11 protein-coding genes and 1 pseudogene are annotated in these 12645 nt (G+C 42.0%); 3 read left to right on the forward strand and 9 right to left on the reverse strand.

The genetic code is table 11. The features are described from left to right. Positions 1-136: 136 nt before the first annotated feature. The 7 genes from acpP to yceD form a co-directional block, all read right to left on the reverse strand. Positions 137-370, reverse strand: coding sequence for an acyl carrier protein (gene acpP, locus GUY17_RS12875; RefSeq protein ID WP_011496723.1), 234 nt, complete (start codon positions 368-370; stop codon positions 137-139). A gap of 163 nt (positions 371-533) precedes the next feature. Next, the gene (gene fabG, locus GUY17_RS12880; RefSeq protein ID WP_011636971.1) at positions 534-1280 is read right to left on the reverse strand and encodes a 3-oxoacyl-ACP reductase FabG; all 747 of its coding nucleotides are present in this window, start codon (positions 1278-1280) and stop codon (positions 534-536) included. Between the two features lie 10 nt (positions 1281-1290). Next, positions 1291-2217 carry an ACP S-malonyltransferase gene (gene fabD / locus GUY17_RS12885; RefSeq protein WP_162023381.1) on the reverse strand — a complete coding sequence of 309 codons (927 nt, stop codon included), beginning with the start codon at positions 2215-2217 and terminating at the stop codon, positions 1291-1293. 32 nt (positions 2218-2249) lie between these two features. Continuing rightward, positions 2250-3209, reverse strand: coding sequence for a beta-ketoacyl-ACP synthase III (locus GUY17_RS12890; RefSeq protein WP_011636969.1), 960 nt, complete (start codon positions 3207-3209; stop codon positions 2250-2252). An 8-nt stretch (positions 3210-3217) separates the two neighbouring features. Continuing rightward, the gene (plsX, locus tag GUY17_RS12895; protein ID WP_101086811.1) at positions 3218-4246 is read right to left on the reverse strand and encodes a phosphate acyltransferase PlsX; all 1029 of its coding nucleotides are present in this window, start codon (positions 4244-4246) and stop codon (positions 3218-3220) included. Between the two features lie 15 nt (positions 4247-4261). Then, the gene (gene rpmF / locus GUY17_RS12900) at positions 4262-4432 is read right to left on the reverse strand and encodes a 50S ribosomal protein L32 (RefSeq protein ID WP_011636967.1); all 171 of its coding nucleotides are present in this window, start codon (positions 4430-4432) and stop codon (positions 4262-4264) included. An 18-nt stretch (positions 4433-4450) separates the two neighbouring features. Beyond that, positions 4451-4975, reverse strand: a complete 525-nt coding sequence (gene yceD / locus GUY17_RS12905; RefSeq protein WP_101086810.1) for a 23S rRNA accumulation protein YceD — start codon at positions 4973-4975, stop codon at positions 4451-4453. 248 nt (positions 4976-5223) lie between these two features. Between yceD and GUY17_RS12910 the strand changes: the two genes are divergently transcribed. Continuing rightward, positions 5224-5850 carry a nucleoside triphosphate pyrophosphatase gene (locus GUY17_RS12910; RefSeq protein ID WP_162023382.1) on the forward strand — a complete coding sequence of 209 codons (627 nt, stop codon included), beginning with the start codon at positions 5224-5226 and terminating at the stop codon, positions 5848-5850. Positions 5851-6056: 206 nt separating this feature from the next. On the opposite strand, the gene GUY17_RS12915 is transcribed toward GUY17_RS12910, so the two are convergent. Together GUY17_RS12915 and rluC are read right to left on the reverse strand one after the other, a co-directional pair. After that, on the reverse strand, positions 6057-6710 hold the full coding sequence (locus tag GUY17_RS12915; RefSeq protein ID WP_162023383.1) for an HAD-IIIA family hydrolase: 654 nt from the start codon (positions 6708-6710) through the stop codon (positions 6057-6059). Positions 6711-6741: 31 nt separating this feature from the next. Next, the gene (rluC, locus tag GUY17_RS12920; protein ID WP_011636963.1) at positions 6742-7698 is read right to left on the reverse strand and encodes a 23S rRNA pseudouridine(955/2504/2580) synthase RluC; all 957 of its coding nucleotides are present in this window, start codon (positions 7696-7698) and stop codon (positions 6742-6744) included. 627 nt (positions 7699-8325) lie between these two features. Here rluC and rne point away from each other — a divergent pair. Next, positions 8326-11691 (forward strand): ribonuclease E, encoded by a 3366-nt coding sequence (gene rne, locus GUY17_RS12925; protein WP_162023384.1) that lies wholly within the window; start codon positions 8326-8328, stop codon positions 11689-11691. Positions 11692-11916: 225 nt separating this feature from the next. Next, positions 11917-12550: pseudogene (locus GUY17_RS12930) on the forward strand (SulP family inorganic anion transporter). The last annotated feature ends 95 nt before the right edge of the window (positions 12551-12645 follow it).

The raw sequence follows: 12645 nt of genomic DNA on the forward strand, positions 1-12645 counted from the left end.
CACGATGCCATTATTGCGATTTAGCTAAAGAAGTATAAGGAGGGATGTTCTAATGCAATTAAATGGAACGAGCGTTTACAAATGCTTTAAACAAAAACAGGCGGCATAAATGCCGCCTGTTTTTGTGAATTCTTGATTACTGATTCTTAGAAACGTAATCGATCGCTGCTTGAACAGTAGTGATCTTTTCAGCTTCTTCGTCAGGGATCTCGGTATCAAACTCTTCTTCTAGAGCCATAACCAATTCAACAGTGTCTAGAGAATCAGCGCCTAAATCGTCTACAAAAGAAGCAGCTGATTTAACGTCTTCTTCTTTAACGCCAAGTTGTTCGATGATGATTTTCTTTACACGTTCTTCGATGTTGCTCATTAGTTTTCTTTCCTATTCAAATTACGCACTTGCGTAAGATTGCGAGTAGTTTATTCGAATTAGATAACAATGCAAGCTTAGATTTTGTGGTCTAACCACAAAAATTAACATTGAATTGTCACTAACACTGACTCAAATGAAGGTAGTTACCTACCTATCGCCCTTAAACCATGTACATACCGCCATTCACATGCAATGTTTCGCCTGTGATGTAAGCGGCTGAATCCGAGGCCAAAAACAATACTGCATTGGCAATTTCTTGTGCTTGCCCTAATCGTTCCATCGGAACTTGCGACATAATAGCTTGTTGCTGCTCAACTGTCAGCTCATCTGTCATGTCTGTCTGAATAAATCCAGGTGCAATAGCATTCACTGTTATTTGACGAGATGCAACCTCTCTTGCAAGAGATTTTGTAAATCCGATCAAACCAGCTTTAGCTGCCGAGTAATTTACTTGGCCAGCGTTGCCCATTGTACCTACTACAGAACCGATACTGATAATACGTCCGAAACGTTTTTTCATCATAGATCGCATTACTGGTTTAGACAATTTAAATAATGAAGTCAAATTAGTGTCAATAATATCTTGCCACTCATCATCTTTCATCCGCATTAATAAATTATCACGGGTAATACCCGCATTGTTGATAAGAATATCAACTTCACCTGCTTTTTCTTTGATCTGGCTATATAAATCAGCAACAGATTGAGAGTCAGTGACATTTAACACCATCCCAAAGCCTTTGTCACCTAGGTATGCTTGAATCGCCGCTGCACCTTTTTCACTGGTTGCCGTACCGATAACCATCGCGCCAGCTTGTACCAATGATTCAGCAATTGCACGCCCAATACCGCGACTAGCGCCTGTCACTAAAGCAACTTTACCGTCTAAATTAATGCTAAAGCTCATATCAACTCCTTTATTCGACTAATGCTGCAAATGAAGCAACATCATTGACCGCTTGAGCGGATATCGATTTATTAATTCTTTTTGTTAAACCGGTTAATACTTTACCCGGTCCACACTCTATTAATTTTGTAACACCTTGTGTCGCCATAAATTCAACAGACTCGCTCCAACGCACTGGGCAATATAACTGACGCACTAATGCATCTTTAATTGCCTGTGAATCTGTCGGCATGGCCACATCAACATTGTTGACGACATTAATGGTAGGCTCTGAGAATGTCACTTCAATTAACGCTTTAGCGAGTTCATCAGCGGCTGGCTTCATTAGTGCACAATGTGACGGTACACTCACAGGTAATGCTACTGTCATTTTTGCCCCTGCAGCTTTACATGCAGCTGCAGCGCGTTCAACAGCCGCTTTCTCACCGGCTATCACAACTTGACCTGGGCTATTGTAGTTAACAGGGCTTACCACGCTACCTTCAGCAGACTCTGCGCATGCTTTAGCAATAGCAGCATCATCAAGACCAATAATGGCAAACATGGCACCAGAACCTGCTGGCACAGCTTGTTGCATTAACTTTCCGCGTAGTTCAACTAATTTAACTGCATCAATAAATTCAATCACACCTGCGCAAACTAAAGCAGAATACTCTCCAAGGCTGTGACCTGCTAATAAAGAAGGCATGGGCTTGTTAGATGCTTGATATGCACGCCAAATAGCTACGCTTGCCGTAAGCAATGCAGGCTGAGTTTTATCTGTTTCATTCAAGGTCTCAGCTGGACCATTGGCAACAAGATCCCATAAATCATAACCTAACGCTTCACTCGCTTCAGCAAAGGTTTTTTCGATAACATCGTTAGATTGAGCTAATTCAGCTAACATTCCTACAGCCTGTGAACCTTGGCCAGGAAATACAAAAGCAACATTTTCCATAAACGCTTACCTGTATAAAATTAATTTGAAAATTAAAAACGAACTAAAGCACTGCCCCAAGCAAAACCACCGCCAAATGCTTCGAGTAGTAATAAATGTCCACGCTGAATTCGACCATCACGCACCGCTTCATCTAATGCGATAGGCACCGATGCGGCAGAAGTATTACCGTGTCTCGCTAAAGTCAGCACGACTTTATCTAGACTCATGTGCAACTTTTTAGCCGTGGCATTAATAATGCGGAAATTAGCTTGATGTGGCACTAGCCAGTCAATTTCTGATTTATCGACATTATTAAGACGTAAGGTTTCGGTGACCACATTAGACAACTGCGTAACCGCAACTTTAAACACATCGTTGCCTTTCATCGTCATAAAACCAACGGCTTCAGAACTTTCATTAGCACGAGGAGGGAAAGAGCATTTTAATAAATCCCCTTGGCTGCCATCAGCATAGATATGCGTCGCAATGATACCGGGAGTATCACTAACACCAATAATCGCGGCGCCGGCACCATCGCCAAATAAAATGACGGTAGAGCGATCAGCAGGATCGCACATCCGTGACAATACGTCAGAACCTATAACCAGTACTTTTTTAGCAGAACCCGTTTTTACGAATTGATCCGCAACCGATAGTGCATAAATAAATCCAGAACACGCGGCAGCAATATCAAAGGCAGGGATATTTTTGACGCCTAATAAGGCTTGAATTTCGCATGCAGCTGCAGGAAATGCGTTTGATGCACTGGTGGTTCCACAAACAATCATATCAAGATCGCTTGCTTCGATCCCTGCCATTTCAAGCGCTTTTAGTGCCGCTTGATAACCCATTGTTGAAACCGATTCATCTGATGCAGCAATGCGCCGTTCAGAAATACCGGTTCGGTCAACAATCCATTGGTCACTGGTTTCAACCATTTTTTCGAGATCTTGATTGCTACGAACTTGCACAGGTAGATAGCTACCTGTTCCGAGAATTTTTGTGTGCATATATGAGATCAGCTATTGATGTCTAAAAGAATCGACTCCAAACGATCTTTAATCATTTCAGGAAGACGACGTTTTGCTTCTGTTGCTGCTAAATTTAATGCTTGTAAAAATGCAGCTTCATCCGCGTTACCATGACTCTTTACTACTATTCCGCGCAATCCTATCAGACTTGCACCGTTATAGTGGTCGGGGTTCATCTTACTGAGTACTGCTTGTATGCGTGGAGCGATGAGTTTGGAGAGTAAACGAACAAAAAAACCGTCATTTAAGCCGCGTTTTAATTGATGTACTAACAGTTTTGCGATGCCTTCAGAAGTCTTTAAGGTGATATTACCGACAAAGCCATCACAAACAATGACATCCACATTACCAGTGTAAATTTCATCGCCTTCAACAAAGCCGATATAATTAACTTGTTCGGTGTGTTGTAAAATTTGTCCGGCCTGTTGAACCTGGTCGTTCCCCTTAATGGCTTCAATACCGACATTAAGCAAAGCGACTTTGGGACGGGATTTCTTATGGACAGCTTCACATAAGACAGACCCCATAATAGCAAACTGGAATAAGGTCTCGGAATCACAAGATACATTAGCCCCTAAATCCAGCAGATAAACGGGCTTGCCAGTCATTGCAGGTAAACAAGAAACCAGTGCGGGTCTATCAATACCCGGTAATGTTTTTAATAGCACCTTAGCCATCGCCATCAACGCACCAGTATTACCAGCGCTAACGCAGGCCTCGGCTTTTCCGTCACGTACCAGTTCAAGCGCTATTCTCATAGAACTGTTTTTACGTGAACGCAAAGCATGAATGGGCCTATCGCACATTGTCACGACTTCAGTAGTGTGGATTATTTCAATTCTGGATAAATCAGCTGAGTGAGCTTGGGGAAGGTATTTTTCTATTTCGGTTTTATTACCAACCAAAATAATATTTAAAGAGGTATGAAATTTCAGTGCCTGCATCGCTGCAGGCACTGTCACGTGGGGGCCGTGATCGCCCCCCATCGCATCTAACGCAAGCGTCAGATTTGTCATCAGATAATCAACAAATTACTTGTTGATAACCTTTTTACCGCGGTAAAAACCATCAGCAGTCACGTTGTGACGTAGATGTAATTCACCGCTAGTTGCGTCTACTGATAATTGAGCAGTGCTCAATGAATCATGTGAACGACGCATGCCGCGCTTTGAACGTGATTTTTTATTCTGTTGTACAGCCATTGGACCTGTCTCCTACGATTACTTGCTCTTCAGTTTTTCTAACACTGCAAACGGATTTGGACGCTCCTCATGAGCGGGTTCGATCTCGCCTACAACTATATCTTTCGATCCAGACTTACAACTATTATCATCGTGCATCGGGATGATAGGCATAGCGACTATCAATTCATCTTCAATCAATTGATGCAGACGTACTTCACCAATCTCATTACACTCAATTGGATCATACGCATCCGGGAGCTCATCGATTTCTGCCTCAGTCTTACAAGGACTAAAACAAAAGTCGACCGTAACCTCAGTAGTAAATTGTGTCATGCAACGTTGACATAGCAGAGTGAGCTCCGTCACAGCCTTCCCGCGAAGGTAGACTATCCCCTGTAAATCGACGCCACATTCCAACGACACAACTACGTCGGAACAGTCGCCGGCACATAACTCGCTTAATCGCTTAAGTTGCTTACCTAAAATGGTACCTTCATATCGAAGGCCGCTAGAGGCAGCGCGTATAGGATCAATTGAAACCGGTATCTTTACTGTTTGCATAAGGCGCGCATATTATAGTTTGAAAACGCTGGAGTCAAAGAAAATTTCCGTAAAAATACGGTAACCTCACCTAACAAGGAACTTTAGGTACTCTTTAAATCCGGCATTGAATTTGAAAGTTGGTAAATTTTACCGAACCCAACCCCATCACACAAGCATTACTCGAGAAAAATGATCCATTTGCATAGATGAATACAGTAAACTGACTAATATTCTGTTATTAGCCAATAAATAATGAAACAAAACCAATGAAATTCAATCTTGTACTTGCGTCAACCTCACCTTTTCGTCAACAACTATTGCAAAAATTAATGCTGCCTTTTAGTTGTGTTAACCCAGATATTGATGAAACCCCATTAAAAGATGAGACAGCATTAGCATTGGTTAAGCGCTTAGCCGAGCAAAAAGCATTAGCAGGCGCGAACTTAATTGATCAAACATCTGTGCCGCAATTAATTATTGGTTCCGATCAAGTCGCGCTGATTAACGGTCAAATTATCGGTAAGCCTTATACTGTAGACAATGCGATAGCTCAATTAAGCTCAGCATCTGGTCAAGCAATTACTTTTTATACAGGTCTTGCTGTATTCAATAGTGCCAATCAACAAATGATATCTTGTGTTGAACCGTTTACGGTTCATTTTAAACACTTATCTGCTGCGCAAATTCGCTATTACGTCGATGCAGAGCAGCCACTATATTGCGCGGGGAGTTTTAAATGCGAAGGGTTAGGCATTGCCTTATTTAGCCGTTTAGAAGGTGACGACCCAAATAGCTTAATTGGACTACCATTAATTAAGCTGATTGATTTACTCTCACAACACGGTGTAGATGTTCTTAGTACAGCAGCAGAATGCTCAATCAACGAATACTAATATCGAATACTAATATCGAATATAAGGTCGATACCGAATCTAAAAAGGTGCATTGATGAAGGTAATGGTGTTTGCGCTTGATGTGGGAACGATAACAGGTGTAACACCGAGATAAGCTAAGCAACATATAAAGCGTATGCTATGCAGCATCGAACACTTATATTCGACGCTGCATTACACATCTGGCAATACATCACCCACAATAATTAAACATAGTCATGTATCGCCGATGGTTGGTCGACAATCGCGCGTGGATTTAACGTTTTCAATCTAGCTTCATTATGTGCGCCGTAACTCACACCGATACTCGCCATGCCAGCATTATTGGCCATGGTTAAATCATGAATCGAATCACCAATCATGACGGCTCTATCGGCAGCAACATCAAAATGTCTCAATAATGAATGCAGCATCTCAGGATCTGGCTTGCTCTTAGCGTCATCAGCGCAACGCGTCGCATGAAAATACTGTCCTAAGCCTGTTAATGCTAATACCTTGTCTAGACCATCTCGTCCTTTACCCGTCGCCACAGCTAATTGATAACCAGCCGCATGTAGATTAATAATGAGCGACTCTACCCCCTCAAATAGAGGTGTAGGCTGCTCATTGGCAAAATGATGACGTCGATAACAATCAATAATCTGTTGATTGTTTTGGTGACCAACAAATAAAATCGGCATGATTTTAGGTAAAGATAAGCCTATGACATCTCTAATTTGTTGCTCAGAGGGTATAGGTAAAATTAATTCTTGTGCTACATCTTGCATACAAGACACTATTTTACCTACGGTATCCATTAGCGTGCCATCCCAATCGAAAATGACTAGTTCATAAGCTTTATCTTTAATGTTCAATATCATGCCCTACTTCATTTGCACATATCTGTGGGTGTTATACTCTCTTCAATTTATCAAGAGTGCTCAATAACACTGGATCTAAAGGCGCTTTAACTTGCATGATTTCATCATTTTCTGGATGAGTGAATTTAAGTTCAGCCGCGTGTAAAAACAGACGGTCTAACCCTAAAGCACGCATGCTGTCGTCAAATTGTTGCTCGCTGTATTTATCATCACAAGCAATTGCGTGGCCTGCATACTGACAATGTACTCGTATTTGATGGGTTCGCCCTGTAACAGGACTCGCCTTAACTAAAGTACACCCTTGGTAACGCTGCATGATCTTATAGCGGGTTTCTGACTCTTTACCCTCTTTGTTAACCCGAACGATTCTCTCGCCCGACTTTAAGGTAATTTTTAATAGCGGTGCTTTAACCACTTTATCACTTGCTTGCCATTCACCACGCACCAACGCTAAATAATCTTTTTGCATGGTTTTACTGCGCAATTGCTCATGTAAATGCTTTAGTGCACTTCGCTTCTTAGCCACAAGCAGCACACCCGAGGTATCTTTATCTAATCGATGCACTAGCTCTAAAAACTTTTGCTGTGGTCGCAGTGAGCGTAATCCTTCAATCACACCATAATCGACACCGCTGCCACCATGCACAGCAATACCAGCAGGCTTGTTTAACACGATAAGATGATTATCTTCATGGATAATACGATCTTCAAGCTGTGACACTCTGGATAAATTAGGAGATGGTGCCTTGCGATTGTCTTTTTCGGCAACACGAACAGGCGGTACTCTTACGATGTCACCAATTTGTAATTTGTATTCAGGCTTGATGCGTTTTTTATTTACCCGCACTTCCCCTTTGCGCACAATCCGATAGATCATGCTTTTAGGAACACCTTTTAATTTAGTTAGCAGAAAATTATCGATTCGTTGTTCAAAATGATCTTCGTCGATAGTCACGTATTCAACTTGGGGGGTAGTTTCAGTATTCATGATGCGCCATATAGTGGTAACCCTAATAGTGTACCTTATCTTGCAAATGATTGGCTATTGCCGCATCAGACTTGAAATAAATACATGAAAGAATATAGGCTTTTGATTGCTGAAAATAACGTTTGTTGCTATATTTGCCCACAGGTTGAGAGTAAACAGTGGATAAAGTGTTCACAACTTTGACCAAATGCGAAACACTAGCAGTTAAAAAAATGAACCTAATCGGTAGCAACTCATTGATTTGCAAATTGTATTAATTAAAAAACGACAAAAACCGTTTGTGCAATTAAACCGTAAGTTTTGAATAAAGATTTCAATTTAACTGTAGTAAATCGCCCCAAATTCGAACAACATTTTAGCTTGTTATCAAACAAACCGATTCGACTTGGGCATTAACGGATTAAAATACCATAATTTATGGGGTTGGTTGTTAGTCAACCAATTCCTTGTTTTTGTAAACATTAGAAAATAAGCCATAAATAGGATGCGACACGCAGTGACTGCGTTTTACAGTAATGAGCACCTAATTGCCTGGATCTAGCCGTGAGGTTATACCGATTAATTCAGGCCCGTAATGCAGAAAAAATCGTGTTGTTTGATGACCTCATTTAGAAGAATCACGTCATCATGAAACGTATGTTAATTAATGCAACTCAATCAGAAGAGTTGCGCGTAGCCCTAGTTGATGGGCAAGAACTGTATGATTTAGACATTGAAAGTCCAGGTCACGAACAGAAAAAATCAAATATCTATAAAGGTAAAATCACTCGAGTAGAACCGTCACTTGAAGCCGCATTCGTTGATTACGGTGCAGATCGTCATGGTTTTTTACCCCTCAAAGAAATTGGTCGCGAATACTTCCCTAAAGGTTATTCATTCCAAGGACGCCCAAACATTAAAGAAGTGGTACAAGAAGGCCAAGAAGTCATCGTTCAAATCGATAAAGAAGAACGTGGCAACAAAGGCGCTGCACTAACTACCTTTATTAGTCTTGCTGGCTCTTATTTAGTATTAATGCCAAATAACCCTCGTGCTGGCGGTATTTCTCGTCGCATCGAAGGTGATGAACGTACCGAACTCAAAGAAGCAATGGCTGAGCTAGAAGTACCTAATGGTATGGGCTTGATTGTGCGAACTGCTGGTGTAGGCAAAGAATCAACAGAGCTAAAGTGGGACTTAAAAGTACTACAACATCATTGGGACGCTATTCAAGAAGCTGCTCAAAGTAAAGCCGCGCCATTCTTAATTCATCAAGAAAGCAACGTGATTGTTCGCGCTATTCGTGACTACTTACGTCGCGATGTGGGTGAGATCCTTATCGATCACCCACGTATTTTCGAAGAAGCTAAATTGCACATTGGTTTAGTTCGCCCCGATTTTGTAGAACGTGTAAAACTATATGATTCTGAAGTACCGTTGTTTACTCACTTTCAAATTGAGTCTCAAATCGAGTCAGCGTTCCAACGTGAAGTGCGTTTGCCTTCAGGCGGATCAATTGTTATTGACCCGACAGAAGCATTAACGTCGATCGATATCAACTCAGCCCGTGCAACTAAAGGCGGCGATATTGAAGAAACAGCACTCAACACTAACCTTGAAGCTGCGGATGAAATTGCTCGTCAATTACGTCTACGTGACTTAGGCGGTTTAGTGGTTATCGACTTTATCGATATGACACCTGTTCGTCATCAACGTGAAGTAGAAAACCGTTTACGTGATGCAGTACACCATGACCGTGCTCGTGTGCAATTAGGTCGTATTTCTCGCTTTGGTTTAATGGAAATGTCGCGTCAGCGTCTGCGTCCATCGTTAGAAGAATCAGCAGCTCACTTGTGTCCACGTTGTCATGGCCAAGGCACTATTCGCAGTACTGAATCATTAGCGCTATCGATTTTACGTTTAATGGAAGAAGAAGCCATTAAAGAGAACACTACACAAATCGAAGCGATTGTACCGGTTGATGTTGCTGCGTTCTTATTAAACGAGAAACGTAAAGCAATTCGTATTACCGAAGAACGTCACGAAGTTGAAGTTTACATCATCCCAGATGCACACATGCAAACACCTGATTACCGCGTTGTACGTCGTAAGAGTGATGATGAAGTCAGTGAATCTAGCTATAAACGAGTAGAACAACCCGTCGCCAAATTGTATGAGCCTCGTAAGCTTGAGCGTGCAGCGTCTCCTGAACCTGCATTAAAAGGCTTTACTGCTCCACAAAAAGCAGCTGAAGATACAGTAAAAGCAATACCTGCAAATGTCGCTCCGGTGGCAACGTCTAATCAGCCAGGATTATTCACTCGAATGATCTCAGCAATTAGCGCCTTATTTTCAGGTAATGAAGCTGAGGCCAAAGATACCAAAGCAGCTGAACCAACGAAAGAAACGGCTCAAACTAACACCCGTCGTAATACCCGTCGTAATGACACTCGTAACGACAGCACTAACCGTAATGACAAACGCAATGATAGTCGTCGTCAGCGAAATGACAGCGATAAATCAAAAGACAGCACAGAAGCTCGTCCTCAGAATAAGCGTAATGAACGTAATAGCAGAAATACGGTTCAAGATGACAACGCCAAAAACAAACCGAGAACAGAGAAAGTTGACAAGCCATTGCCTGTCAATGAAACCAAAGCAACAGAGGCTAAAGTAACAGAGTCTAAAGTTGCTACGGAAAAATCTCCAAAACAAGAAGCTGCTCGTGAGCGTCGCCAGCGTCGTAATTTACGTCGTAAAGTGCGAATTGAAAGCGAACAGAGTGAAACATTACCAACAACCGATGTTAATGATAATAAATCAACTGAGCAATCAGTTGAGGTAATGACATCAGAACCTAAAGCGGTAGAGTCAAAAGTAGCTGAAGAAAAAACATCAGAAACTAGAGCTCCACGCAGTCGTCGTCAACCTCGTAAAGAGAAGACTGAACAGGCGGTTGAAGCGCCAGCAGAAAATGGAACAGAGCAAACAACTGATCCAGTAGCTGAAGTAACAAATGTTACCATTACTGCACCCGTTGAAGCTGACACCACTAATATCGTTGAAGTAAAAACAGAAACAACTCAAGCAGATGTTGATACTGTCACTGAAACGGTAGTTGCTAGCACTGACGTTGCAGCTGAAACTGATGAGTCAAGTTCAAGCGCTGACGATGCAACATCAGACAGCGAAGCTGAAGGGCGTGAAGGTCAACGTCGTAGCCGTCGTAGCCCGCGTCACTTGCGTGCAGCAGGTCAACGCCGTCGTCGTGATGATGAAACGGGCTCTACTCAACCAGCCGTTTTCACACCTAATGATGAGCTAGAAAAGCAATTAGACGCTGAACAAGCTAGAGCTCAAGCGAAGACTCCAGATATTGAAGGTGAAGCAATTGCTGAAGTCGTTAATACACCTGTTGAACCCGTTACTAAGCCAGTTGAAGCCGTAGAGACAGAAGCTAACAAAGCTGATGCTGTAGCGGTTAATGTTGAAACAACTGAAACGCCAGTAGAAATAAAGGTGGCTCCTCAAGCAGTAAAAGCACCTGAGGCCCCTGAACTTAAAGCTGAAGTAGAAGTTGCTAAAACAACGGTTGATGTTGAAGCTAAACAAGCACCGGTAGCGACAGTGACTGAAACAACATCTATTGAAACTGAAAAAACCGCAGCGTTAACTAGCAAGCAAGATAAATCGGTTGCGGCCAATTCCTCTGCGCCAATGGCTAAGCCTGCTGCAATTGTGCGTCAAGCTAAACCTGAAGTCGTAAAAGAAGTCGCGGCGACAATAGCAGAGACGGTTTCTACTGAAGCAGCGCCATCAACCAAAGCCCCTGTAAAGGTAAGTCGCTTTGGTTCTATGGTGTCATCTGACATGACTAAACCTACAGTCGATGTCCGTGAGCAGAAAGCAGTACCTCAAGGACGTACTTACGAAGCTCAAGCGACTGACAGCAAGGCTCCGAAAGTAGCGAAGAATAACAGTGCATCTGCTGATATGACTCGCCCTGGAGAGTAACCTTAATAAAGGGCTAACTTCGCCCCATTAATAAAAAAGCCATGCTAAGCATGGCTTTTTTATTGGAAATATTAATATAAAACTTAACATTTAGTGTCATTGAATCGATGTCATTATCATTCAACGGTTAATTTTTTGTGTTAAAGCAAACATCCTTTTTATTAACTTACATACAAAACCAGAGGTTAAATGTTCGATCTCATTCGCCATTAAACAAGTAGTAAAATCGATATCTTATCTGGATTAACCGTGATACTCGCCCTTATCCCTGAAGCTGTTGCCTTTGCATTCGTAGCCCATGTTGAACCCATGGTAGGACTATACGCAGCCTTCATTATGGGTTTAATCACCGCATTGGTGGACGACCGGGGATGATTTCCGGCGCTACAGGTGCTATGGCAGTAGTCATGGTGTCATTAGTGATTGAACACGGTGAAGCGGCATTTACCGATCTGGCTTTTGCTGTGTTTGTTGGTGTTATCGTATCTGCTTTGGTGTTTGCATGGCAACATGCAAAACACATCAACGTAGAGATAAGTGAAGACACAAATGGCTGGACAATATATCGCTTAAATGGGCCATTATTCTTTGGCTCAGTGGCTAATTTCCTTGAATTATTTGATGCTGAAAATAATAACTAAGATGTGATTATTGATTTTCAAAATTCACGAGTGGCAGATCATTCAACATTAGAGGCTATCGATACTTTAGCTGAACGTTATGTGGTTGCGGGGAAACGTCTGCATTTACGTCACTTAAGCCAAGATTGTAAAGCCCTACTCCTAAAGCACTTGATTTGGTTGAAATGTACCTTATTGAAGATCTGCACAACAAAGTGGCCGACGATAAATTAGACTAAACGGACATAATACAAATTCCAATAATTATCTGGTCATTCAGCGGGAGTTACTCAGGCTTTCCATTTCTTTGTTGCATTGTTTTACAAGGGAACAA

It is taken from the genome of Shewanella sp. Arc9-LZ (genome assembly GCF_010092445.1).
GTDB lineage: Bacteria > Pseudomonadota > Gammaproteobacteria > Enterobacterales > Shewanellaceae > Shewanella.